This is a genomic window from Psychrosphaera ytuae, assembly GCF_017638545.1.
GTDB classification, from domain to species: Bacteria; Pseudomonadota; Gammaproteobacteria; order Enterobacterales; family Alteromonadaceae; genus Psychrosphaera; species Psychrosphaera ytuae.
In genome coordinates this window covers 3,100,744-3,125,490 of sequence record NZ_CP072110.1, presented here as the reverse complement: position 1 = coordinate 3,125,490, position 24,747 = coordinate 3,100,744, and the positions used below count along the sequence as shown (strand labels likewise).

Below are 24,747 nucleotides of genomic sequence, written 5' to 3'. Positions count from 1 at the left end.
TTCCAAAAATATCATCCTGTCAACTGAACTTGAGTCCAGTTTTTAATGATTTTGTCACAAGAATAAGGGAAAATTGCGCCGCGATAAAAATAATAAAAAGTGCACTTATAAAAATTAAATCCACAAAGGAATCATAATGAAGACAACCTACACAGGTATTGTGCTGGCCTTGTTTACAGGTGCAACGCATGCCGAAACGGTCTCAAACGCGTGTTATAACTGTCCGACATTATCAACCATAGAAAATGCCGACACGTATAACAGTAACGAATATTACGCGGAAGTGCTTGCCGCCATTGCAAATGGCCAAACGCAGTTAGAAATAAAATCAGCGTTAAACGCGGTAATAAGTCGAAATCACAAAAAATTGACTTACTCGGAAGTTTGGACCGCATTAACCGAAACGGATGAAGACCCTGCCAACCCTGACAACGTTTTATTAATTTACAAAGGGATTTCAATTCCTAAATTTAATAACGGCAGCGGTGAGCAAAGCAGCAATCCAGACAACTGGAACCGTGAACATGTTTGGGCTAAAAGCCATGGCTTCTCAAGCTCAAGTGCCCTAGCCTACTCAGACATTCACCACCTTCGCCCTTCCGACATCAGCATTAACTCCTCTCGCAGCAACTACGACTTTGATAACAGTGACAACCCACTTTCAGAAGCACCAGCAAACCGAGTAGATAGCGATTCTTTTGAGCCTCGTGACGCGGTTAAAGGTGATGTAGCGCGAATGATGTTCTACATGGACACTCGATATGAGGGATTCGATGCAACAACTCCTGATTTAACCTTAGTTAATCGCATCACTTCGTCAGGCGAACCTAACTTTGGTATGTTGTGTCGTCTAATCGAATGGCACAAAAACGACCCGGTTGATTCAATTGAGCAAGCCAGAAACAACCGAATTTTTGAATTTCAAGGTAACCGCAACCCGTTTGTTGATCACCCTGAGTGGGTAGAAACAATATTCCCTGAAGCAGATTGCGCAACCAGCGGTGGTAACACTGGCGGTGATACAGGTGGCGACACTGGCGGTAACACAGGTGGTGATACTGGCGGCGATACAGGTGGAAACACTGGTGGTGATACTGGCGGTGATTCCGGTAGCAGCCTACCAGCCACACTTATCATCTCTGAATATATAGAAGGCAGCAGCTATAACAAAGCGATAGAGCTATACAACCTTTCTGCTTCAGACATTGATTTTGCCGCTCAGTCTGTTGCATTACTGAGATACAGTAACGGTGGTACTACTGCAACACGTATTAACTTAGAAGGCATCGTGCCTGCAGGAAGTACTTTTGTCATTGCAAACAACCGTGCAAACGATGAAATTCTGGGTTTAGCTAACCTAACTTCAGGTAGCCTTTCTCACAATGGTGATGACGCATACGAGCTGGTAGTTGGCGATACTGTTGTAGATTCATTTGGTCGAGTCGGTGAAGACCCAGGTAGCCAATGGGGTACTGATACTTTCAAGACCAAAGACAACACATTGCGTCGCAACGGCTCAGTTGTAACGGGTGACACTAATAGCACAGATGCATTTGACCCAGCCCTAGAATGGATAGGTTCAGCCAATGATGATGCATCAGATTTGGGTTTGCACACTGTTATTCAAACAAACCTATTCATTTCTGAATATATTGAAGGCAGCAGCTATAACAAAGCGTTAGAGCTATATAATCCTTCAACGCAAGCGGTTGACTTAGCAGCACAAGGCTACCGCTTAGAGCGATTTAGCAATGGTTCGAGTAGCGGTTATGCGATTGCACTTGAGGGCATTGTTGAAGGTGGTGACGTATTTGTTATCGCCAATGGCGGTGCTAACGACGAAATCAAAGCCCAAGCAGATCAACTAACTAACGCAATTGCTCACAATGGTGATGACGCCTACGTTCTTTATAAAGGCACAGAAGTCATTGACGTATTTGGCCAAGTTGGGGTTGACCCTGGCAGCCAATGGGGTGTTGCACCAAACAATACTAAAGACCGAACCCTGATCAGAAAGCCAACTATTTCAGCAGGTTACACAGAGCTATCTCAACCTTTCGATCCATCGGTTGAATGGTTTGGAACATCAAATAATGATGCTACAAACCTTGGCACTCATGAAGTCAATGGCGGTGAAGAAACACCACCTGTTGTTAGTATTGGTCAGTGTTTAGATCAAGCTCAGCTGATTAGCGCTATTCAAGGTGAAGGTGAAGTGTCTCCATTAGATGGCGAAACTGTTGTCGTTGAAGCCGTTGTCACTGGTGTATTCCCATCATTGGATGGTTTCTTTATTCAAGAGCAAATCAGCGACCAAGACCAAAACCCAATGACCTCTGAAGGTGTATTTGTTTACAACCCTAATGAAATAATGCCAACCGAAGGACAAGTAATTCGAGTTCTAGGCGGTGTATCTGAGCGATATGGCAAAACTCAAATTACCTTAACTCAAGCTCCATTAGACTGTGGCGTTGATAGCGTTCAAACCACTGAATTAGTTCTGCCATTTAGCAGTAACGAAGCTAAAGAGTCCATCGAAGGCATGTTAGTTACCATAGGTTCACCACTGACGGTCACTGATAATTATAACCTTGGTCGTTACGGTGAAGTAACACTTTCAAACGGTCGCCTGTTCGCTCCTACTAACTTGTTTATGCCAGGTTCAGAAGAAGTTGCGCAATTAACAGCAGAAAATGAGTTAAATAAAGTATTACTCGACGACGGTGTTAATGGCCAAAACCCTCAGCCAACTCGTTATCCAGCGGGCGGTTTATCGGCGGACAACTCTCTGCGCACCGGTGACCAAGTTACCCAACTAACTGGTGTTATTGATTACAGCTTTGGTGAGTACCGTGTCGTACCAACCACAGAGCCAGTTATTGAAGTAACAAACCCACGTACCGACGAGCCTCAAGTTGAACAAATTGGCAACTTGCGCATAGTGAATGCAAACGTCCTAAACCTATTTAATGGCGACGGCCAAGGTGCGGGCTTCCCTACTCCACGTGGTGCTGATTCTGAAACAGAATACCAACGTCAACTCGATAAAATTGTTAGTGCATTAACGGCAATGAACGCCGATATTATTGCCCTTCAAGAAATTGAAAACGACGGATTTGGCGAGTTTAGTGCTATTCAAGAGCTTGTTAGTGTTCTTAACCAGTACGCAGGTTCAGACAAAGACTACGCATTTGTTCAACCATTTGCTGCGGGTGTTGGCGTAGAAGAAATGGGTGGCGATGCCATTAAAGTCGCACTTATTTACAACACGCTTGCGGTTAAAGAAGTAGGAACAGCCGCAACGATCTTGGACTTCCCGTTTGAATATCACAACCGCCCACCATTAGCTCAAACTTTTGAGTCAAATAATGGTGACGTATTTACAGTAGTCGTAACTCACTTCCGCTCTAAAGGTTGTTCTTCAAGTGGTGGTGTAGAAAACGAAGACAAAGGCGATGGCCAAGGTTGTTACAACTTACGTCGTGTACAAGCATCTGAAGCGATTTTGACTTGGTTAGAAACCACACCAACAGGCGTACAAGACGAAGACGTGATTATGTTGGGTGACTTCAATGCCTACAACAAAGAAGACCCAATTACGTCTCTTGTTGTCGCAGGTTACACAGACTTGTTACCGAGTTTCCAAGGAGATGAGAGTTATACCTACTCTATCTTTGGTCAAGTTGGCGCATTGGATCACGCTTTAACAAGCCAAAGCATGACTGACAAGGTTGTTAACGCGACAAGTTGGGCGATCAATGCCGATGAACCACGTGTTCTTGACTACAACGAAGAGTATAAGTCGGATGAACAAAAGGTCACCTTGTACAGCGACGGTCCATTCCGCGCGTCTGATCATGACCCAATTGTCATTGATATTGAAACTGAAACCGCACTTGTTACAACGACTAAGACATACCGTCACCTGTCGTTCTTCAATCACTGGCGCGTATTTGCAGTAAAAGTTCCAGAAGGTGCGACTGAGTTAAATGTTAACCTTGCCGGTGGCTTTGGTAATGCCGACCTTTTTGTAAGAAAAGGTCGCTATCCAAACCGTGCTAAATTCGATTGTGCGTCGCGTCAACGAGGCAACAACGAACAATGTACAATTGCTAACCCAGAACCGGGTTATTGGTTTGTACGCGTTAAAGGCCGCCCTTTCTATTGGGGTCCAAGCCTAACAATCGCAACTACACATCCAAAACAATAACTCATTGTTTTACCTAACCTTTAAAGCCAGCTAATGCTGGCTTTTTTTATAGCTATAACAATCATTTGCCTGTATATTGAACGCTCATTTTCGAGTCTTCTCTCGTTTGCGTACTCTCATTTTCTCGCTGAAATTATCAAGGATTGGCTGTGCAAAGCGATATTTCATTTTCTAGATTGAAAGAATTTCCCCCTTTGATGTGGATTTTATTGTTTGGGTCATTTATCACACGCGGAAGTTTTTATATGGTGTGGCCGTTTTTGGCCGTGATCCTATATGAGCGTTTTGGTCTGTCGGCCACTGAAGTAGGTCTCATTTTGTCAGGTTCAGCCGTTGCCTCCGTGTTAATTAGCTTTGTATGTAGCGCTCTGTCGGATTTAGTCGGTCGAACAAAAATGATGTTTGCCACTGGCATACTGTATATTGTGTCATTTGTGTTATTGGCAGAAGCTACGACCGTCACTCAATTTGTTATCGTCATCGGGTTGTGCTCTGTTGCGACCTCGCTATGGCGACCTCTCATATCAGCTTTAGTTGGTGATATTATTCCTCAGCCTCAAACCAGAGAACTCGCGTTGCAAGGCCTTTACTTCATTGTTAATGTCGGTTGTGCAATAGGCCCTATTGTGGGTGTTTGGCTTGGTTTGACCGGAGAGCAAAGCAGCTTTTACCTCACTGTTTATGCGTTTGCGTTTTTGATGGTGCTGTTGGCATTTGGTTTTAAAGATCAGCAAAAACGCGATGCCCAAACATCGCAAATCAGCTCTAATCAACAAGAAATAAAAGATGACTTAGCACCAACTGAATCACCAGTCGCTAAAAAATCGGAGTTTAAAACAACCTTAACTCTATTGTTGCACGACCGACTTTTGCAATGTCTGATCTTAGCTAATCTGATTTGTATGTTTGTTTATGCACAAATGGACACGACGTTGATCCAATATTTAACTCGAGCAGAAGTCCCTGAGTTACTGTCATTGATCTCCACTCTGATTTTTACCAATGCGATGATCATCATAACTCTGCAGTTTCCGCTACTAAAACTAATGGCACGAGTCTCACTCATTAATCGAATTCAAGTAGGGTTAGGATTATTGTTGCTCAGTCAAATTTGGATGGCGTCTAATCCAGTAAACCAATACTGGGGTTGGATAGGGGCAATCGCTCTGTTGAGCGTTGCAGAGACAATCTTGTTCCCGACCATGAATGTTCACATCGACCGAATTGCACCAAACCACTTAAGAGGTGCCTATTTCGGGGCGGCGTCTTTTTATGAATTTGGATATGCTTTTGCGCCTCTTGGCGGAGGCTTGATATTGGATCACCTTAGCGGAAGCTGGGTGTTTACTATAGGTGCTGGATTAATTCTGGTAGTAATGTTTTTGTATCACATATTAGAGAGAATGCCGCGACCAGACTTTGCAAAGCTGTAGCGGCAAAGTGAATATGCTAGCCAATTAGGTTGGTTAGCTCTCTATAGAAACGGTTTAAGTCGATGGGTTTTTCAATATGTGCCACAAACCCAAGCTCCAAATATTGATTGATGTCGTCTGTCATCACATTTGCAGTCAGTGCCACGACAGGCACATCAGGTGATATCTTATGAATGTGTTTAAATGCCTGCACGCCATCCATTTCTGGCATTTGAATATCCATTAACACCAAGTCGTATTGGTTGGATTTAAACAATTCAACTGCCACTTTACCGTTGTCAGCAAAAGTAAAGTCAACCTTGGTCTTTTTAAGCATGGAGCCGACCAATAGTTGATTAATTTCGTTGTCTTCAGCGACTAAAATACGCTTGCTCGACAAGTCAGGAACTTCAACAACACCCCGGCGTTTTTGTTTTACCTTTGATGTCGACTTTTCCAGAGGTAATACAACAGTTACCGTTGTGCCCTTGTCTTCTTTACTAAGCAATGAAATATCGCCGTTCATCATTTTAATAAGACTAGTAGTGATAGACATGCCTAAGCCGGTACCACCAAATTTTCGAGTGGTCGATGAATCAGCCTGGGTAAAGCGTTCAAAAATCCTTTTCTGGGCTTCTTTACTCATACCTATTCCAGAGTCCCTGACGACAAATTGAATTGCTTCTCGGCCTTCCCAGGTTGTCTGACTTAGCTCAATATCAACCGAACCTGACTCCGTAAATTTAACGGCGTTACTTGTAAGGTTAAGGAGGATTTGCCGAACTCGAACTGAGTCCCCAACCCAGCCATCCTCAAAGTCGTCACTCACATGAGTACGCAGTTGAATGCCCTTTTTTAACGACTGTTCTAACAAATCAGACTGAACAGAGGTCATGGTTTCTCGCACCGAGAATGGAGCATGTTCAAAATCGAGTTTGTTTGCCTCGATTTTCGAGTAATCCAATATGTCATTAATGATAGTGAGCAAGGTCTTACTAGAGTAAATCGCTTTTTCTACGAAGATTTTGGACTTCTCATCTAGGTCAGATTGCTCTAAAAGTTGTAACGTGCCTAACACCCCGTTCATAGGTGTTCTGATTTCATGGCTCATGTTGGCCAAAAACTCACTTTTCGTTTTGTTAGCAGCCTCTGCTTTTTCACGGGCTTCTTCTAGCTTAAGCCTCTGTTGAACCATGTCATCAATATTCTGAAACGCACCAAATAAGCGAATACATTGGCCGTTTTCAAACTCAGCTTCACCTTGCGCCCTAACCCAAAGCTCATTGCCTTTGGCCGTGATGATCTGAAGCTCCAAATCCCAAGGCTTACCCTCTTCAATCGCAGTCGTTACTGCCTCAGAGATACGCTCGCGACTCTCGCCTTCTTTATAGAAGTCGAGTCCTTCATCAACATTGGGAACAAAGTCATCCCCTACTTCGTGGATCAGCCTAGTTTGACGACTCCAAGTTAATTGACCATCAAGTAGATTTAGCTCCCAGGTACCAATGTTGGCGACGCTTTCTAGTTTATCTAAGGTTTTGCTATTTTTGTGGAGCTCTTCATAGGTTTTCTGCTTGGATAATTCGGCACCTATCCATTGAGCAAAAAGCTCAACATAATCAACATCTTGATCTTCGAACTTGTCACGAGGAGCAGGGGCAGAAAAGTTGACGGTACCAAACACTTCATCACCGACTCGTATCGGTGCGCCAATATAAGACTCAAGTCCAAAGTTTTGATAACAAGGGTGGCTCGCAATTTCACTGTGCTTTGTGTGGTGATAACAAACAGCTCGGTCCGCCAACATTGTATGTGTGCAATATGTGTTATCGAGAGGAAATTCGGCGCCGGCTTCAAGCTCATTGTTTGCACAATCAACATACAAAACCTTGTATACGTTATCTTGAATACGGCTGACTATCGCAATATCCAAACCAAACACCTCTCGGCCAAGCCCAAGTAATTCATTAATCACTTGGTCAAAGGATTTACTTTGATCAGAAACAGTATTGTGAAATCGTCTTAAAACGTTGATAGTACACGCTCCATCGCCTTGATATTTCGTGAATAAGCAGCTCCACGAAGAGGTTTAACAAATTATAGATAACGGTCGATTATTATTCAATCAAAGAGACTACCGTGCAAACATTTCACCCAAACCGGTAATTCTTTCACTAAACTCTAAAACCCTACGCACTTCATTTTACCAAAGGTTATTAAAAACAGTAACTTATATTTATGGCATACCTTTAGCACCTAGTTAATCTGAATAAATGGGTACTTACGCAGTAATTGAGTACTGAGTTGCACAGCAAAAATTCTAGGAGAAAGTGATGAAAACATTTATCAAAACGTTATCAGCGTTCGCCATTGCAGGTGCACTTGGTTTAAGCGCACCGAGTACAGCAAGTGATTGGAAAGACAAGAGTAGAGACGCTTGGCTAGATGGCAAAGCCGAAACCATCTTGTTAATGAATACTAATTTAAACTCGTTTGATATCAATACCGATGTGCGAAAAGGAGTGGTTACACTAACGGGTGATGTAAACAATGAAATGGAAAGAGAATTAGCCGAAGAATTGGTTATGACGCTAGATGGAGTCAAGAGCGTAAAAAACAGATTAGTGATTATCGATGATAATCGCGATGACAACTCGAATGACAGCACATTAACAGACGCCAAAGTTGAGGCCGTCATTGAAACTCGCTATCTACTAGATTCAGAGGTTAGTGCTCTAGACATCGATGTAGAGGCTGAAAATGGCGTGGTAACATTGAGCGGGATGGTTTCTTCAGATACCGAACACGACTTGGCTATCGCCATCGCTGAAAATACCGATGACGTGAAGCGAGTTATCGACGATTTACAAGTTGTCAGTGACTAGAATACTTCTCCAGCAAAGCTTTAGCCCGCATTGAGCGGGCTTTTTTTTCATCGACGATAAATGACTTAATTACACCGCGTTATTAGACAACTTTGTTAAACAACATTGCTGTATGGCTCGTAATCATCCGCCAAGCTCGCTTGAAAGTCACTAGCAGATAGCGCGCTACTACGAAAACCAATCGATGTGCGAGAGTTACGAATCGCCGCTACGTATTTTTGCCACAAAGCTACCAATGGCGACGTTGCGGTCCCTACACCGTGGATCTCTTTGACAAAACGAGCTTCGTCATCGTTTGCTGCCATTAAGGTTCCACTACTTAGTCCTTGTAATGTGTCACCGTACTCTTCCAACAATTTAGCTTCTTTGACCGTGAAATAACCACAGCGCGATAAGCCTCTCGAAAACATTGGATCACCAAAAAACGGTTTTTGACCTGTGCGAATCATCGTTTCCATTTTATTGCCCTCATTTATCATGCAACATTTTATTGGCCTAAATTTATGCCGAAAACTTGCTAAACAACATCAAATAAAATTTGCCGAAACGACAATTTTTATTTAGATTCAAGTGACTTTGTTGAATTGAAGAAAAACATGGACATTCGAGTCTTTAAAACCTTTATTGCAGTGGCTAATCTACGCCATTTTGGCCATGCCGCAGAAACCTTGTACATTACGCCAGCAGCCGTCAGTGCTCGAATCAAACAGCTAGAAGAACATTACCGAGCACAGCTTATTGTAAGAGACAAAAGCAACTTGCGCCTAACTGCCGAAGGTGAAGCATTACTGCCTTTTGCCCAACAGCTTGTCGAGCAGCTGACCGAATCTGAGCACCACCTCAAACAGGTCAACAAACAAAAGCCCACCATCAACATTGCCGCAACCCCTAATGTCTGGGATGCGTTTTTAAGCTCTCGTATTCAACCGCTTGTTAAGGGTCTCAAAGAGTTTGTAGTGGGTACCGAAATTTCAGTTCGAGAAGCCATTCAACGAAAAATCGCCGAGAAGTCATTAGACATTGGCCTGTTAACTGACCCTATCAAAGACGAAGAGTTTGAGTGTGAGTTAATTGGCCACTTTACTCTCGCATTAGTCGGTACCAAACCCACTCTGAATAACAACGACGAGGGGTATGTGTTTGTAGACTGGGGCCTGACGTTCCAAAAAGAACACGCCACATATCACAAACTAACACCGAGCTTTAAAACAACGACGGCCAAGATAGCCCAAGAATTTATCGACACCAATGGTGGCTTCGCTTACTTACCGATGGAGTCAGTAAGTGATAATGTAGCGGCTGGAAAATACCATCTGATTGAAACTGAACTACAGATCCAACGGCCGATTTATTGTGTAACAAGAGCAGGAAACGGCCATCTGTTTAATCTAGAGGTCATTAAACAGGCATTGGACGCTTCCTCTCTTTAGGATTACTTTTTAAAAGTAAACGTCGTACTCTTCATCGTAAGAGTCATCATCAAAGTAATCACGCTGTTCGCGTTTTAACTTGTGTTTCTCTTTTAATTCGTAGATACGTTTTTGCGTTTCAAAGCGTTTTTGACGAGCGCTTTTGTTCGCTTCGCTTACGAGTTCGTAAGCATCGTATTCATCATTAGAATGATTCATACGTAACCTCTTCACCTATACGTTGTTTTACTTCAGCAATAGTTTTAAATTTATTAAAACCACCGTACTCAAGCTCTTCGTTTATACACTTGAGTAAACTTTTGTCTTCTGGTGTCGACTCTTCTTGCGATACACAGAATTCATAAATTTCTTTTAGGGTTTCTACATCTGCATCTTCGTCTTCAGTTTGTGCAAACGAAACTGACGACGCAACGGCTAACGATAAGGTTAACAAAACCGATAAAAGTGATTTTTTCATTGTGGCATTTAGCTCCTAGTTAAACTAATCGCGAACGTACGCCTGTTTTTAAACGCAGAAAAGCGAATAATATTTGTCGTAAAGGATAATTATTTTTTTGATATGGGCCGTTGTTTACTAGCTTTGGCTTTTCGGTTGTATTGTATGCAGTTACTGATTAACCTAGCGTCACTATAATTTTGATACTCAATTCAAGATTACCCAAAACGTTCGTTTACTTATGGAATAGGCTAATAAAAACAATGACTAAAACGTTTAAAGTTCCTCATACTCTGATCTTACTATTGGGCATGATGTTAGTTGCTTACATTGCAACTTGGATTGTCCCGCAAGGTTACTTCGAAACCATTACCCTAGATAATGGCCGCACGTCTGTCGTTCCAGGCACGTTTGCGCTAGCCCAAGAACAAATTCGTTTGACCCCTATGGACTTTTTGGTTGCGATTCCAAGGGCGCTTGCGGCAGCCCAAGACATCATCTTTTTTGTCTTTATTGTCGGTGGTGTACTAGCGATTGCCCGTGCTACAGGTACGATTGATGCCCTCATCGGATACTTGTTAGAGCGATTTGGTACTAACCCAAGCATGCTTATTTTTATGGTGGTGTTTTGTTTTTCAATCGCATCCGGTGCCATAGGTACTGCGGGAGAGTACATCCCGTTTGTACTCATTTTAGTAGGCTTGTGCAAAGCTATGCGCCTTGATGCCATGACTGCCGTGGGTATGGTGGTGACTGGCTACGGCATAGGTTACGGTATTTCGGCATTTAACCCATTTACAGTAATGATAGCTCAAACGGTATCTGGAATTCCTGTTTACTCTGGTATCGAACTTCGTCTTGCTTTGTTCATTCCGTTTGTATTGATTGGTTTTCACCATGTGTGGAGCTACGCCCAAAAAGTATTAAATGACCCCGAGGCATCAATGACCAAAGCATTACCTTGCCCACTTGGTGGCCAAGATACGGCTAGTTATCCTAAATTAGAACTGCGCCACAAATTAGTTTTATTTGGTTTGATTGCCACAGTTGCAACTGCAGTTTGGGGTATATCAGAGAAAGGCTGGTATTTATACGAGCTGGGCGCCATTTTCATTTTGTGGGGCATATTTACCGCTATCGTTGGTAAACTAGATGCTGACACGACCGCTATTCAATTTATCGAAGGTGTTAAAGATTTGGCCACTACAGCAATGCTTATCGGTGTTGCCCGTGGTATAGCGCTTATCATGGAAGACGGTCAAATTCTTCATTCATTGGTGTACGGTATGTCGTATCCACTGTCTTATGTCGGCTCAGAGATCGCGTCTGTTGGCATGTTTGTGATGCAAACTTTACTCAACCTATTTATTCCATCTGGCAGCGGCCAGGCGTATGTGACAATTCCTTTGCTCACGCCAGTGGGTGACCTAGTCGGCGTTAATCGCCAAATCGTCGTATTGGCTTATCAATTTGGTGATGGCTTCTCGAATATGATAGTCCCTACAAATGCCGTTTTGATGGGGATCATTGGTATGGCGGGAGTGCCATATCACTTGTGGTTTAGATTCTGTATGCCACTGATGCTTAAACTAATGGCGGCAGCTTCACTCGTCTTAGTTTTAGCTGTCACTTTTGATTACGGTCGAGACGTGCAGCCAGACTTAAACTCGCTTAACGATGTTTCAACAAGCACCGAAACTAATTAGTTCTCAAGCCCACTTCATGTGGGCTTTTTTGTGCGTCAATCAACAACGGGGTAGTTAGCACTACCCCACAATTCTGAAGAGTTATCCATCATCACATCTATGGTTAGTGGTACAAGTTTTCGGAGAAAGGCGCTACCATCTCGTATTTGATCTCGATTAGCACTACTTTGCCAAGTCGCCCCGCCGTGAACCAACTGGTTTCGTAAGGTATACAACCTTTGTAGAACAATGGTAATCAGTAAGTCTGTTTGTTTATTTGCGAGAGCTTGATTAGCCTTTACTTTGGCTTTGGAAAAGCGGTGTTTCCAGTCCTCCTCGGCTATTTTTCCGTTGTGGTAATCCCAAAACGGCTGAAACACATACTTATTATCCAGCAACACTCTAATACTTGAGGAAAACTCCTCCCAAGCCAGTTCAAAAAATCGATTTTTTTGGTCCAAATTTACAAGCTTACTCATAAACTGGGAGAACGCTTCTGACTGTGTATGTCTTAATACTTCAGTGTCTTGTGCATATGCAGCGTTAAATGCAATCCACAAGAATATAAACTCAGAGTCAAGGTCATGGTCACACATTTCAGCTTTTGCAAGCCAACTTAGAGAGCGATGAACACGCAAGGCTAAACTTTCTGAAAACGCATCACGAGTCGTCCGCTGCTTCTGCTTAAGAGAGGTAAAGTCCATTTTTATCTTTGTCCGTTATCTTTATTCAAAACTAACGTATCACATATTCAAGATCTGTCACTAAACAAAGTTACATCAGCTATAAGTAACAATGTGTGTACTATTTTATGTCATTGAATTAGGTACAATTTATGTTTAACCTCATTTTACGCAAGGATAGCGGTTCTCAAAAAGTGTTTATTTACTTTTACTTACCTGTCGATCTTTGCTTTCAAATTTCAATACTTTTTAAAGGATTTAAAATGAAAAAGTTAGCATTATTTGCGGCTGTTTTTATTATGGATGTTGAAGCAGAAATGGCGAAAAACTTAACTTCACCAATTGCAAATATCATGGTCACAGAAACAACAAACAGCCAACATTCGATTCAAAACTTATCTCCGTACACCACATCATTTGAAATAAATGGTGAACTTATCACCCTAAAGCCATCAACTGGCGTGTCGCTGGATTGTAAATTTTTTTCTGAATTAGAGTTAATTGTTAAGAACGTCGAGCATGACTACTTTGTAGTTCCATGCCAAAGCAAAGTCGTTCTTCAACCAACATTCAAAATTAAATACAAGGGATAAGTAAATGAAAAATTTAGCACTTATATTTACCGCAGTAGTACTTTCCGCTTGCGGTGGGACGAACGACGACGGTTCATCCAAATCCACTTACTCATCCTGTAAGATCACTAAATCAGAAGCACTTTTCGCAGAAGACCGTGACCAAGATTTAAAACAATGTTGGAATGCCGCTGGAAAAGGTTACGAGAGCCAAGGAGATGCTTTGCAATGGTGTGAGCGCCAAGTAAATTCTTACATAGCGTCTAGGTATGTAGTCGGTCACACAGTACAGTACATGGTCGAATCAACAAATTGTAAAAGCTAGTTCGAATAAGGAAGAGTTTGCATCCAAATAGAAATAAGCGGCTTGGGTGCAAATATTTATGTTCATCCAGACTCCTCTTCTAGGAAGTAATCACATTGATCTCTCAGAATTTTAGGCAGAAACATTGTCCAAAACCCAACTATAGACACCTGATTATCAGTGCTTTACGATGACCCTAGGCTTAACTACATGGATTGAGTATGGGTACATTTTTCACAAAGTTAGTTGGTGTCACACATGACTGCCCTAACGGAACAAATCGACAGAGAGTAATACGCAAATACGTCAAGGCAGGACAACGTGTGTTTCTAATTCGAGAACCTGAAAACCAATTCGACCCTGAAGCAATTGCGGCATGGATAGTCCACAAGGGCTTTTTCAAGAACACAAAGTATCACATCGGCTACATATCAAGCTCCATATCTTGTGACCTTTCTGGTGAGATTGACGACGGAAAAAGAGCAACTGCACAAGTGAAAAATGTTACCGGTGGCATTGGTGGTCAACCATTTGGAGTGAACATAGAAGTCAGTACAGCATTTAAGAAGTGATTATGAAAGCGAATTGGAAAGACAAATCAGAACAAACAGTAAAACATGCTCTAGCAAAGCTTGAGCCCATGTTCAAAGTTACAGACACAGGTAATGTTCAATGGGAGCTAGATCCAGAGCTATACCTTCAATTCTTGTATTCAAATGTCGCATGTAAAACTCCCTTATGCTTCGATACCCAACTTGAGCTCTTTTTTGAGGCATACCGAGAGTGCAGAGCAAAAAGTAACACCGTCGATGCAGATGAATTAATCAGTTCATTTCAATTAAAAGTCGAATCACAAGAAAGGAAGTCAAAAAACTTCACTTTAGTTACAACAATAAATGTCAATAACAAGTGCAAGTTAGACACAATGAGTATTGGTGAACTAGAAATCTCGTTTCAATCAACAATTGACAACAATCTTAAGTTAGAGAGAGAAGATAAATTAAAATCCATTCATGCCGCTTGCGACAAGCCAAGTGAAACAACATTTGTTGTTGTCAAAGCGAAGTCCTGTGGGGTCAAAACGTTCTTACATGATGCTCTAAGAGTCATCAATTTGTGCAGAGGAATGATTGAGCTGCAACTAGACTTGATTGGCAATAGGTTCGATTGGAGTAACAAAGAAGCTGTGTATCCATCAGCATCATTCACAAAACTGGGAAAATATCATTCAATTCACTGCGATAACGAGACGCACCTTTACCGTGAAGATTACCCAGAACCCACCAAATCAGTCTCATTTAAGAATATGCAACTCCTTAACCAGCAGCTAAAAAGCAACCTAGATAAAGTGCTAAAATCTAAGTTTAGCAAGCGACTCCAAACCATAGTTGACTCAATAATAGCGGCTTTAGATACTCAGCCCCCAAGCCTAAGATTCCTGCACTTATGGATTTCCGCTGAAATAATGTTAAACGCAAAAGAAGAAAAGACACTTGCACGCCGTCTAGCAACTCTCTTTGCCGATAGAGAGTTCCACTCAAAATTATTTGCAAGCTTAAAACAAGATAGAAACCACCATATACACCGCTTTGAGAAAACCAATTCAGTGGAGCTTAAGTGCAACGTTATGCGCAAGGCATTATCTTACTACTTCAACTTTCTCATAAACAACGAGTTAGAGCTAACGAAGTACGAGGACATCATTAGCTTCTTAGATTTTACACATGACCCAAAAGCCCTTGAGCATCAAAAAGCGTTGTTGGAAAAGCAAATAGCCTTTTTAGACAGTAAACTTCCAACAATCTAAATACAGTTCAATAATCACTATATGCCCAGGCAAAGAGTGTCAGTCTCATGGATTCTCTCGATGTAACTCCACATCTCCTCTTTGTTCTGGTACTTGCTGTAAAGGTTATAAGTCAGTGATAGTCGCTTATGACCTGCCAGCTGTGTTGCTAGTTGCTCAGGACAACCAATCTCTTCAAGTGCTGTCGCAAAGTGACCTCTAAACGAATGTAAACCAGTCTTGTAGCCTTCAAGCTTCTTGAATCGACTGGTTATCTTGCTGAACCATGAGGAGATACTGTTAATTGCTTCATCAACTAACACAAACTGTTCAACGTCGGACTGACTGGAATTACAAAAAACGTTCTGTTTTTTTTGCCCTTCGGGCCGCCATGAATGGCGTTCCAAATTGCTCCCGGCAATTTGGTGAACCGCTTCGCTGGTTCTTAAACCAAAGGGACTTCTGCTTGCAATTGAGTGTACTGAACACTCTGAGAGATAGACTAGATTAAATTGGTCGGACTGACTGGAATTACAAAAAACATCCTGTTTTTTGCCCTTCGGGCCGCCATAAATGGCGTTCCAAATTGCTCCCGGCAATTTGGTGAACCGCTTCGCTGGTTCTAAATCCAGAGGGATTTCTGCTTGCAATTGAGTGTACTGAACACTCTGAGAGATAGGCTAGATTGAATTGGTCGGACTGACTGGATTTGAACCAGCGACCCCTGACACCCCATGACAGTGCGCTACCAAGCTGCGCTACAGTCCGACAACAATTACTTTGAGATAATATAAAACTATCAAAGATTTGCAATTCAAATCTTTGGTTCTGCTGGCGAATGCTTAAAGTTCCACCAGCAGACTGCGATCTTTTTTGTAAAGCTCTTGTAGCCAACGCATATGTTCAATAAACGGCTTAGGTTTTGAGAACAAATACCCCTGCCCTACAGGACAACCAAATTCCTGCAAAATCTCGGCGACTTCTTTGTTTTCAATACCTTCAGCCACTGCGGTAACCCCAAGCTTTTTAGCCAACAACAGAGTGACTTCTGTGATTGTTTTGTTGCGCTCTGACACGTCTATATCCATGAAACATTTATCTATTTTAAGTTCATGAAACGGTAACTGACTCAAGTAATCTAGACTTGAATACCCAGTGCCAAAGTCATCAATCGCAATTTTAAAACCTTGATCGTACAACTCTGTGAGAACTTGCTTGGCATGTTTTGGGTCTTCAGCTGTGGCAGACTCTGTAACTTCGAACGTCACCGTTGATGGATCAACACCATATTTGGCTGTGGTCGTTAAAATATGTGCAACTAAGCCGTTATCATTAAAGTCTTTGCCCGAAATATTGATTGATACGTTAGTTTCAAATCCTAACTTATATAATTTTGAATGTTGCTCGAGGCCTTTGTTTATCACCCACTCCGTCAGTTGATGAATAACGCCCATCTCTTCCGCAATTTCTACAATATAATCGGGTGAAATAAATCCTTCAACTGGATGAATCCAACGCAACAACAACTCACTGCCGTGAACGCGCCTGGTTTCCATATCTATTTGAGGCTGATGATACAAGTCTAGATCATCGTCTTCTATCGCGGTTTGTAAATCTGCGGCCAACCTAAATTTTTGCTGAATATCCACACTTCGTTGCTCATCATACCGTGCCCACTTTTGGTCTAATTTACGTCCTACAACCAGAGCTTGCATCGTTGTACTAAGTAATTTTTCGCTCTCGGTAGTATCCTCTGGGAAGGTTGCCCAACCAGCTACAGTGCTGACCGACATTGCTAACCCGTCTACCTCAACAACAGTTGCAGCTGCGTTCTGTATCATCAAAAGCTTGTCTCGTAACGAATCAGCGTCGTTATTCCCAACAAACAATAATGCAAATCGAGACTCATCAATTCGGACAATTTGTAATGCTTTACCACTTTCGTCTCGGGCAAATGAGTATACGTTTTTCATTTCACGCGTGTAGCTGTGGATGTTTTTGAATAACCCACTGAAAAATCGATTGGCAGTCTCTGTCCCCAGCGATGGAATTACATCTTTACTTTGGGTAATTTCAAACACCATAAGAGCCATAGGCTGATCGGCATGGCCGGCATTTTTTATCGCACTTTCTAACAAAATTTGGTTTGGTAGGCCTGTCGCTAAATCGTGATTAACACGGTAGTCACGATCTATTTGGTTGGCTCTAAAGCGGTCCAATAACGCAACCGCCATAATACAAACTTCCAACATAACCCCTAACAAAGATGCATTTTTGGTAAAGAAGTTATAAGGCAAATCACCGTTGTACGTTGCGATAGAGATCAAAGCGCCTGCTAATAAAGGAATCCAAGACATAAGGTAGTATCGAACCCAAATTAGCTTTGTCTTAAGCACCATCAGCATTAAGACAACGGCATAGGAATATCCCAGTGCAACACACAAAAAGTACATTGGTAGCATGGTGCCTTCTGGTAACGCAATGCTTACAAAGCTTATTACCAAAAGGAAGTTTGAAAGATTTTGACCGATGCGAACAAACCATGGTTTGACAGTTTCAAAACGTAAGAAACTGATAGCAAACCTAATCGCGAACGCCAATGCCACAAAGTGGACCGGGATAATCAAATATTTGTTCGCCCACTGGGCTACGTCGGTTGGCAGAATAAAAAACGTAAAGCCATTGATCATACTGATGGCAATGACGGCGCCAGCAACGTAAATGATGTAGTGAAGATAAGATAAGTCACCCACACCACGATACATGAAGTAATTATAAATGATCATAATTACACCAATGCCAAACAAGCTTCCCAACAAAATAAGCTGGGCACTGGTTCTAAACTGAGAAGTCTCTATAGGCTCTATCAATATTGGTGTGGCAGGGGCACCATTGGTTTTAATTCGAATGTAAATGGTGGATTCTGGACTCATGCCACCAAATAAGCTTATTTGTGGAGAAACATGTTCATTGCCATATTGCGCCGTGTGCTGATCACCAAGCTTTTTATCAAAAACAACCTTACCGTCATAATGAGCATTAAAATGAATAAGATCGAGCGTCGGGTTATCAACTGTAATCGAAAATGCTCTATTGAAGCGTTCGTCACCATCTACTTTGATTTTGTACCACATTGAGAAATCAAGGGAGTCTGGCTTGTGCATTTCTTGTTTGTCGTTTGCAAACACACTATCTGGTAAGTTATGGACCTGTTCTATTGTGAGAGGGTTGGTCGTATCGTCGATATATTTTATTGAAAAGTGCTCAACTAAGTCGGCATTTGATCGGTCGCCGACATAGAAGATCGAATAAGAAAAACCCACCAGCACAATAGCTAGCCAAGCAAAAATGACAAAAAAATAAGTGTGTTTAAACTTAAAAGGCACCTACTGCTCCCTTTTAATAGACTTACTTTGATAGCCTATTGGTTTGTGTTTCCATTAATTATTGTACTGACTCGTCGTCTTCACGGTCGTGGTTGATTCTGCTACCCACGGCGCCGTCTTGGTTTTTGTACTTTGCATCGGTTCTTGATGTGTATGGCTTTTCGGCCGGGCCTGTCATTGTTTCAAAGCTAAGTGCACCAATTTTCATATGTGGTTTTAGCGCCAGTGGTAGTTTGCCAGAGTTATAAAACTCAAGAACAATGTTACCTGACCAACCAGGATCAATTCGGTGTGCAGTAACGTGAACCATCAAACCCAGTCGAGCCAATGACGAACGTCCATCTAACCAGCCTACAAGATTATTAGGTAGAGTAATTGACTCGTGTGTAATTGCTAGAGCTAACTCACCTGGGTGCAGAAAAAACGCTTGGTCTTCTTGCATCACAATTTCGTCGCCCATTACAGACTCTAATGCCTTTTGAGTGGCTTCTTTGGGGCCACTTAAATCTATATACGGAGCATGGTGATCCTGAAAAACACGGAACTTGTTTCCCAGCGTCAAATCTACCGTAATACCGGAGATCAACTCATTTGAAGGGCGAGGAACAATGTTGATTTCACCTGCATCTAGTTTTTTTATAATATCTGTATCACAAAGGCGCATTATTGGTTTCCGTGTCTAATTAGCTAATTGATATTGTTTTTGGACTGCGTTTAGAAAGTTGCATGATAAGAGATAATGCCATTTTCTCATACTCATAATTTGACTCTTTTAACGCCCAAGGGCAACCCTCATCACCAGCTTCTCGGACCATTGCATTAATCGGAAGTTGCCCTAGCAGTGGGATTTGATGTTTTTCAGCACATTTAGCGCCACCGTCACGACCAAACAAGTCGTGTTCGGCTCCGCAACTTGGACATATAAATTGACTCATATTTTCAACTACACCTAACACAGGAATGTTGACCTTGTTGAACATCTGAATGCCTTTTTCGGCATCGGCCAAAGCGACATTTTGTGGTGTAGTAACAACGATTCCGGCATGTGATTTAACCGTTTCTGACATTGTTAATTGTATGTCCCCTGTGCCAGGTGGCATGTCAACTAACAATACATCGAGTTCTGGCCAATTGGTTTCATTAATCACCTGCATTAAAGCGCGGGATGCCATAGGGCCTCGCCAAATCGTAGCTTTGTCTTCTGGAATTAAAAAGCCAATGGAATTTAAGTAAACACCGTGCTGATAAAAAGGTTCCATGGTTTTTTCATCGTGGGTCACGACGTTTTTACCCTGCAAGCCAAACATTAACGGCATTGACGGTCCATAGATATCGGCATCCAAGACCCCTGTTCTATAACCTTGTTTGGCTAATGTCACCGCTAAATTACTAGTGACAGTACTTTTGCCAACACCACCTTTACCAGAAGAAACAACGATAACCAATTTAGCTTGAGCTGGCTGACTCGGCGCTAATTCTGTTGGTTCGTAATAAAAGTTAATCACCGACTTTAACAATTTCGCCGCAATGGCTTCGTCCGTCTGCTTTTGATCACTCAAAACGCTTTTGTGTCGCAACGCCTCTTTCAACCCCTCAGTCAATTCTGAGCGGTAATGCTCTGGCTTAAACGGCACGCCAATTCGAATGTCTAAACTGTTAGTTACCTCGACGCTGATTTGGCCAAAAATACCACTAGGAAAATGTTGTGTGTTAACTAAGGGTAAAAGTTTAAAAACAAGTGCTTTAAGGCTAGATTTAGAAACGTCGCCGACACTAAGATTGGTATCTGTGTCGAGGGGGTGTTCTGTATTGATCTCAGATTCATGTTGAGGCTCTAGCTCGGAATTATTGTTAGTTTTTTTACCAAACCATTTGGAAAGTTTCATTTATTGAACATCTCGACACGTTATAGTGGTGCATAATGGTAACAAATTATGTAACATCACGGCCCTAAATAGTAGTGTTTACTAGTGATATTAATAAGGTTTCTGAGACTATGACAGCTCCTCGTAAAATTCTTGTGACAAGTGCCTTGCCATACGCCAATGGTTCATTGCATTTGGGTCACTTGATGGAATATATCCAAACGGACATTTGGGTACGTTTTCAAAAGGCACAAGGTAACGAATGTTACTATGTCTGCGCCGACGATGCGCACGGCACACCGATTATGCTTAAAGCGCAACAGCAAGGTATTAGCCCAGAAGAAATGGTTGCAGCTGTACGCGAAGAGCGCATCGTTGACTTTGCTGACTTCCATGTCGAGTTTGACAACTATCACAGTACTCACAGTGATGAAAACCGCGAACTTGCTTCGCTGATTTACAACCGTCTTAACGACGCTGGCTACATCGCCAAACGTTCTATTTCTCAGTTGTTTGACCCAGAAAAAGAAATGTTTTTGCCTGACCGTTTTGTAACGGGTACCTGTCCAACGTGTAAAGCACCAGATCAAAACGGTGACAACTGTGACAAGTGCGGTGCAACTTATAGTCCTGTTGATTTAATCGAACCAAAATCTGCGGTATCAGGCGCAACTCCTGTTCTTAAAGACTCAGAGCACTACTTCTTCGACTTGCCTAAGTTTGAGCCGATGTTAAAAGAGTGGCTTCGCAGCGGCAGTATCCAAGCTGAAATGGCCAACAAGCTAGAAGAATGGTTTGAACAAGGTCTACAGCAGTGGGACATCAGCCGTGATGCGCCTTACTTTGGTTTTGAAATTCCAAACGCCCCAGGCAAATACTTCTACGTATGGCTAGACGCACCAATTGGCTATATGGCGAGTTTCAAAAACTTCTGTGACAACAACCAAGTTGATTTTGACGCGTTTTGGCAAAAAGACAGCGACGCAGAGTTATACCACTTCATCGGTAAAGACATTATCTATTTCCACAGCCTGTTTTGGCCTGCAATGTTAGATGGTGCTAACTTCCGCCAACCAACTAACGTTTTTGCTCACGGTTTTGTTACTGTTAACGGCGAAAAAATGTCTAAGTCACGTGGTACCTTTATCAAGGCACGTACTTATCTTGATCACTTAAACCCTGAGTACTTGCGTTACTACTTTGCATCTAAGTTAAACAGCGGTATTACAGACCTTGACCTTAACCTAGATGACTTCGGTCAAAAGGTTAACTCAGACCTAATCGGTAAAGTCGTAAACATTGCAAGTCGTTGTGCAGGCTTTATCAAGAAGCGCTTTGACGGTAAGTTGTCAGCGAACATCGATAATCCTGATTTGTTAGCAGAATTCCAAGCGGCTAAACCTGCGATTATTGAAGCATTTGAGGGTCGTGAGTTTGCTAAAGCAGTTCGTGAGATCATGGCGCTTGCAGACAAAGCTAACAAATACATCGACGACAAGGCGCCTTGGGTAACGGTAAAAGATGAAAATCTACAGCAGCAAACCCACGATGTATGCTCTATGGGTATCAACTTATTCCGTATCTTAATGGCTTACTTAAAACCAATTCTTCCGGCAATGGCCAAAGAAGTAGAAGCCTTCTTAAACGACGAGCTGACATTTGATGGTATTGATGCACCGTTACAAGATCACAGCATCAATAAGTTTAAAGCTCTAATGCAACGCGTAGATATGGATAAAGTTGCCAACATGGTAGAAGACTCAAAAGAAAGCCTACAAGCAGCAGAAGAGACTAAACCTGCAGTAACAGGTCCATTAGCAGATGAGCCTATCGCAGACGAAATTGAGTTTGGTGACTTTGCCAAAGTCGATTTGCGTATCGCAAAAATCATTTCAGCCGAACATGTTGAAGGCGCAGACAAACTGCTTAAGTTCCAATTAGATTTAGGTGGCGAAACACGTCAAATCTTCGCAGGTATCAAAGCCGCTTACCCTAACCCAGAAGAGTTAATCGGTAAGTTAACGGTTGTGGTTGCGAACCTAAAACCTCGTAAAATGCGCTTTGGTATGTCAGAAGGCATGATCTTAGCAGCAGGTCCAGGTGGCAGTGACCTTTGGATCTTAGAGCCACATGAAGGTGCTCAACCAGGAATGCGCGCGATGTAATTCGCCGTTAGGTTTGAGCAACGCTTTAATTAAGCCAACCCCTGGGTTGGCTTTTTTTATAGCAAATTCGTTCCATTTATCAGCCATTTAATGAGATTTAACGCCAAATAGGTTGGCTAAGTCCTGAATTTTTATACATAATGGACGGATAACTATCAGCAGTGATTACATAAAACTATAACAATAAAAGGAAATCGGAATGGACGTAACAGTAATGAGTCCGATTCATTGGTTGGAACATTGGGTCAATGAAACACCCGACAAAGTGTTTTTACATCAACCGAAAAATCGCCAATACGAAACTCACACTTGGGCCGAGATCAAACAACAAGTTGAGGGCGTCGCAGCCAGTCTTCATCACCTAGGGCTTAACAAGGGTGACAAGGTTGCTATATTAGCCAAAAACTGTGCCGAATGGTTTATCGCTGATTTAGCTATCATGCGAGCAGGCATGGTGAGCGTTCCTATTTACCCTTCTGCCAATGCCGACACTATTCAATATGTCCTAACCCACTCAGAGGCGAAAGCTGCTTTTGTTGGTAAACTTGATAACCAAGACATGGCGGACCAAGGTGTTCCGGGCAACATAATTCGCTTAGGTATGGGTTATGATACGGTTCCGTGTCAACATAGTTGGGAGCAGCTTCAGTCACTTGGCGCGCCTATTCCTGAGTACCTGCCACAAATGGACGACTTAATGTCGATCATTTATACCTCAGGCAGTACTGGTAATCCTAAAGGTGCCATGATCAAGTATCAGGCATACAACTGGGCCAACAACAAAATTGTTGATGTGTTGAATTTTGACGCCAAAACCCGTTTTTTATCTTATCTACCATTAGCGCATATTACTGAGCGCTGTTTAGTAGAAGGGGCTGCATTCCACAGCAACATGACCATTTACTTCACTGAGTCACTCGAGCACTTCGTTGAAGACTTAAATTACGCCAAGCCTACGGTATTCTTCTCTGTACCTCGTTTATGGAGTCTGTTCCAGAAAAACATCATTGATAAACTAGGTCATAAAAAACTAGAGTTTTTGTTAAAGGTGCCAATTGTTTCGGGCCTTATCAAAAAGAAAATCCAAAAAGCATTGGGCTTAGAGCACGCTCAAATTGCAGCGTCAGGCTCAGCCCCTATTTCACCAGCATTGATTTATTGGTACCAAAAAATCGGTATCAATATTTGCGAAGCTTGGGGTATGACAGAAAACTGTATTTACGCTATCGGTAACTTCCCGTTCCGCGAAGAAGCGATTGGCACTATAGGTCGTGTGTTACCTGGCTGTGAGATTAAAATTGCGGAAAACGATGAGTTGTTGTTTAAAAGCGGTGGCCTATTTACCGGTTACTACAAAAACGAAGAAGCCACCAAAGAAGCATTTGATGAAGATGGCTTCTTTAAAACGGGTGACTTAGCTCGTCAAGAAGCCGACGGCTCAGTTCGAATTATCGGTCGCGTGAAAGACAACTTTAAAACCGCCAAAGGTAAGTTTGTTTCTCCTGTTCCGATTGAAAAACGCATGGCACAGGATCCGCACATCGAACTATTGTGTGTGTTAGGTTCTGGTATGGCCGCGCCAGTAGCGCTTGTACAACTTTCTGAAGGCGCGTCAGTTATGCCACGCCCACAAGTTAAAAAGTCACTTGCCGAAACTCTAAAGGACGTTAACGGTCATTTAGAAAGCCATGAGAAGATAGGTGCTGTTGTCGTCGTTGACGAGCCATGGACGCCTGAAAATGACATCCTAACCCCGACATTAAAAATCAAACGTCATGTCTTACACGAAAAATACGCTGCGCGTATTGAGATGTTAAAAGGCGACGTGATTTTATGGGAAGATGAGTTGTAATATTCTGCTTTAACTCAAATAAAAAACCAGTTCGAAAGAACTGGTTTTTTTATGCTTGTCACTAGTCAGAAAAAAT

The 24,747-nt window shown here is 42.3% G+C and carries 20 protein-coding genes and 1 tRNA gene; 11 read left to right on the top strand and 10 right to left on the bottom strand.

Annotated features, from left to right (window positions below):
* Positions 1 to 136: 136 nt before the first annotated feature.
* Positions 137 to 4,210 carry an ExeM/NucH family extracellular endonuclease gene (locus J1N51_RS13740; protein WP_208831813.1) on the top strand — a complete coding sequence of 1,358 codons (4,074 nt, stop codon included), beginning with the start codon at positions 137 to 139 and terminating at the stop codon, positions 4,208 to 4,210.
* 149 nt (positions 4,211 to 4,359) lie between these two features.
* Positions 4,360 to 5,643, top strand: coding sequence for an MFS transporter (locus J1N51_RS13735; RefSeq protein WP_208831812.1), 1,284 nt, complete (start codon positions 4,360 to 4,362; stop codon positions 5,641 to 5,643).
* Between the two features lie 16 nt (positions 5,644 to 5,659).
* Here J1N51_RS13735 and J1N51_RS13730 read toward each other — a convergent pair whose 3' ends face one another.
* The gene (locus tag J1N51_RS13730) at positions 5,660 to 7,597 is read right to left on the bottom strand and encodes a GAF domain-containing hybrid sensor histidine kinase/response regulator (RefSeq protein WP_208831811.1); all 1,938 of its coding nucleotides are present in this window, start codon (positions 7,595 to 7,597) and stop codon (positions 5,660 to 5,662) included.
* Positions 7,598 to 7,955: 358 nt separating this feature from the next.
* Here J1N51_RS13730 and J1N51_RS13725 point away from each other — a divergent pair, with 358 nt between their 5' ends.
* A complete protein-coding gene (locus tag J1N51_RS13725) occupies positions 7,956 to 8,507 on the top strand; it encodes a BON domain-containing protein (RefSeq protein WP_208831810.1) in 552 nt (183 codons plus the stop codon).
* Between the two features lie 95 nt (positions 8,508 to 8,602).
* Here J1N51_RS13725 and maoP read toward each other — a convergent pair whose 3' ends face one another.
* Positions 8,603 to 8,965 (bottom strand): DUF413 domain-containing protein, encoded by a 363-nt coding sequence (maoP, locus tag J1N51_RS13720; RefSeq protein WP_208831809.1) that lies wholly within the window; start codon positions 8,963 to 8,965, stop codon positions 8,603 to 8,605.
* Between the two features lie 138 nt (positions 8,966 to 9,103).
* Between maoP and J1N51_RS13715 the strand changes: the two genes are divergently transcribed.
* Positions 9,104 to 9,937: a LysR family transcriptional regulator gene (locus tag J1N51_RS13715; RefSeq protein WP_208831808.1), complete on the top strand. Its 834-nt coding sequence runs from the start codon at positions 9,104 to 9,106 to the stop codon at positions 9,935 to 9,937.
* Between the two features lie 9 nt (positions 9,938 to 9,946).
* On the opposite strand, the gene J1N51_RS13710 is transcribed toward J1N51_RS13715, so the two are convergent.
* Positions 9,947 to 10,135 carry a hypothetical protein gene (locus J1N51_RS13710; RefSeq protein WP_208831807.1) on the bottom strand — a complete coding sequence of 63 codons (189 nt, stop codon included), beginning with the start codon at positions 10,133 to 10,135 and terminating at the stop codon, positions 9,947 to 9,949.
* A complete protein-coding gene (locus J1N51_RS13705; protein ID WP_208831806.1) occupies positions 10,122 to 10,394 on the bottom strand; it encodes a hypothetical protein in 273 nt (90 codons plus the stop codon). Before J1N51_RS13705 ends, J1N51_RS13710 begins: the two co-directional genes overlap by 14 nt.
* Before the next feature lie 242 nt (positions 10,395 to 10,636).
* On the opposite strand from J1N51_RS13705, the gene J1N51_RS13700 reads away from it, so the two are divergent.
* Entirely contained in the window at positions 10,637 to 12,079 is a 1,443-nt protein-coding gene (locus tag J1N51_RS13700; RefSeq protein WP_208831805.1) for a YfcC family protein, read from the top strand.
* Between the two features lie 35 nt (positions 12,080 to 12,114).
* Here J1N51_RS13700 and J1N51_RS13695 read toward each other — a convergent pair whose 3' ends face one another.
* On the bottom strand, positions 12,115 to 12,762 hold the full coding sequence (locus tag J1N51_RS13695; protein WP_208831804.1) for a HEPN domain-containing protein: 648 nt from the start codon (positions 12,760 to 12,762) through the stop codon (positions 12,115 to 12,117).
* A 242-nt stretch (positions 12,763 to 13,004) separates the two neighbouring features.
* Between J1N51_RS13695 and J1N51_RS13690 the strand changes: the two genes are divergently transcribed.
* The 4 genes from J1N51_RS13690 (at position 13,005) to J1N51_RS13675 (ending at position 15,424) form a co-directional block, all read left to right on the top strand.
* Complete coding sequence (locus J1N51_RS13690; RefSeq protein ID WP_208831803.1) at positions 13,005 to 13,334, top strand: hypothetical protein; 330 nt, start codon at positions 13,005 to 13,007, stop codon at positions 13,332 to 13,334.
* Positions 13,335 to 13,338: 4 nt separating this feature from the next.
* The gene (locus J1N51_RS13685; RefSeq protein WP_208831802.1) at positions 13,339 to 13,638 is read left to right on the top strand and encodes a hypothetical protein; all 300 of its coding nucleotides are present in this window, start codon (positions 13,339 to 13,341) and stop codon (positions 13,636 to 13,638) included.
* A gap of 200 nt (positions 13,639 to 13,838) precedes the next feature.
* Entirely contained in the window at positions 13,839 to 14,189 is a 351-nt protein-coding gene (locus J1N51_RS13680; RefSeq protein ID WP_208831801.1) for an HIRAN domain-containing protein, read from the top strand.
* Positions 14,190 to 14,191: 2 nt separating this feature from the next.
* Entirely contained in the window at positions 14,192 to 15,424 is a 1,233-nt protein-coding gene (locus tag J1N51_RS13675) for a hypothetical protein (RefSeq protein ID WP_208831800.1), read from the top strand.
* 17 nt (positions 15,425 to 15,441) lie between these two features.
* Here the strand turns inward: J1N51_RS13675 and J1N51_RS13670 are convergent, their stop codons facing one another.
* The 5 genes from J1N51_RS13670 to J1N51_RS13650 all read right to left on the bottom strand — a co-directional run bounded on the left by J1N51_RS13670 (position 15,442) and on the right by J1N51_RS13650 (position 20,675).
* Positions 15,442 to 16,053 carry a site-specific integrase gene (locus J1N51_RS13670; protein ID WP_208831799.1) on the bottom strand — a complete coding sequence of 204 codons (612 nt, stop codon included), beginning with the start codon at positions 16,051 to 16,053 and terminating at the stop codon, positions 15,442 to 15,444.
* A gap of 41 nt (positions 16,054 to 16,094) precedes the next feature.
* Positions 16,095 to 16,171: transfer RNA gene (locus tag J1N51_RS13665), tRNA-Pro, on the bottom strand.
* Positions 16,172 to 16,245: 74 nt separating this feature from the next.
* Positions 16,246 to 18,789: an EAL domain-containing protein gene (locus tag J1N51_RS13660; RefSeq protein ID WP_208831798.1), complete on the bottom strand. Its 2,544-nt coding sequence runs from the start codon at positions 18,787 to 18,789 to the stop codon at positions 16,246 to 16,248.
* Positions 18,790 to 18,847: 58 nt separating this feature from the next.
* On the bottom strand, positions 18,848 to 19,453 hold the full coding sequence (gene dcd / locus J1N51_RS13655) for a dCTP deaminase (protein ID WP_208831797.1): 606 nt from the start codon (positions 19,451 to 19,453) through the stop codon (positions 18,848 to 18,850).
* Positions 19,454 to 19,472: 19 nt separating this feature from the next.
* On the bottom strand, positions 19,473 to 20,675 hold the full coding sequence (locus J1N51_RS13650; protein ID WP_208831796.1) for an Mrp/NBP35 family ATP-binding protein: 1,203 nt from the start codon (positions 20,673 to 20,675) through the stop codon (positions 19,473 to 19,475).
* A gap of 110 nt (positions 20,676 to 20,785) precedes the next feature.
* Between J1N51_RS13650 and metG the strand changes: the two genes are divergently transcribed.
* Positions 20,786 to 22,819, top strand: coding sequence for a methionine--tRNA ligase (gene metG, locus J1N51_RS13645; RefSeq protein ID WP_208831795.1), 2,034 nt, complete (start codon positions 20,786 to 20,788; stop codon positions 22,817 to 22,819).
* A gap of 199 nt (positions 22,820 to 23,018) precedes the next feature.
* On the top strand, positions 23,019 to 24,671 hold the full coding sequence (locus J1N51_RS13640) for an AMP-binding protein (RefSeq protein WP_208831794.1): 1,653 nt from the start codon (positions 23,019 to 23,021) through the stop codon (positions 24,669 to 24,671).
* Positions 24,672 to 24,747: the final 76 nt, after the last annotated feature.

Excerpts from the sequence above, each read along its gene's own strand:
- J1N51_RS13640 (WP_208831794.1), top strand. The coding sequence starts at position 23,019 with ATGGACGTAACAGTAATGAGTCCGATTCATTGGTTGGAACATTGGGTC.
- J1N51_RS13675 (WP_208831800.1), top strand. The coding sequence starts at position 14,192 with ATGAAAGCGAATTGGAAAGACAAATCAGAACAAACAGTAAAACATGCT.
- J1N51_RS13725 (WP_208831810.1), top strand. The coding sequence starts at position 7,956 with ATGAAAACATTTATCAAAACGTTATCAGCGTTCGCCATTGCAGGTGCA.
- maoP (WP_208831809.1), bottom strand. The coding sequence starts at position 8,965 with ATGGAAACGATGATTCGCACAGGTCAAAAACCGTTTTTTGGTGATCCA.
- metG (WP_208831795.1), top strand. The coding sequence starts at position 20,786 with ATGACAGCTCCTCGTAAAATTCTTGTGACAAGTGCCTTGCCATACGCC.
- J1N51_RS13695 (WP_208831804.1), bottom strand. The coding sequence starts at position 12,762 with ATGGACTTTACCTCTCTTAAGCAGAAGCAGCGGACGACTCGTGATGCG.
- J1N51_RS13740 (WP_208831813.1), top strand. The coding sequence starts at position 137 with ATGAAGACAACCTACACAGGTATTGTGCTGGCCTTGTTTACAGGTGCA.
- J1N51_RS13685 (WP_208831802.1), top strand. The coding sequence starts at position 13,339 with ATGAAAAATTTAGCACTTATATTTACCGCAGTAGTACTTTCCGCTTGC.
- J1N51_RS13715 (WP_208831808.1), top strand. The coding sequence starts at position 9,104 with ATGGACATTCGAGTCTTTAAAACCTTTATTGCAGTGGCTAATCTACGC.
- J1N51_RS13700 (WP_208831805.1), top strand. The coding sequence starts at position 10,637 with ATGACTAAAACGTTTAAAGTTCCTCATACTCTGATCTTACTATTGGGC.
- J1N51_RS13690 (WP_208831803.1), top strand. The coding sequence starts at position 13,005 with ATGAAAAAGTTAGCATTATTTGCGGCTGTTTTTATTATGGATGTTGAA.
- J1N51_RS13680 (WP_208831801.1), top strand. The coding sequence starts at position 13,839 with ATGGGTACATTTTTCACAAAGTTAGTTGGTGTCACACATGACTGCCCT.
- J1N51_RS13710 (WP_208831807.1), bottom strand. The coding sequence starts at position 10,135 with ATGAATCATTCTAATGATGAATACGATGCTTACGAACTCGTAAGCGAA.
- J1N51_RS13650 (WP_208831796.1), bottom strand. The coding sequence starts at position 20,675 with ATGAAACTTTCCAAATGGTTTGGTAAAAAAACTAACAATAATTCCGAG.
- J1N51_RS13705 (WP_208831806.1), bottom strand. The coding sequence starts at position 10,394 with ATGAAAAAATCACTTTTATCGGTTTTGTTAACCTTATCGTTAGCCGTT.
- dcd (WP_208831797.1), bottom strand. The coding sequence starts at position 19,453 with ATGCGCCTTTGTGATACAGATATTATAAAAAAACTAGATGCAGGTGAA.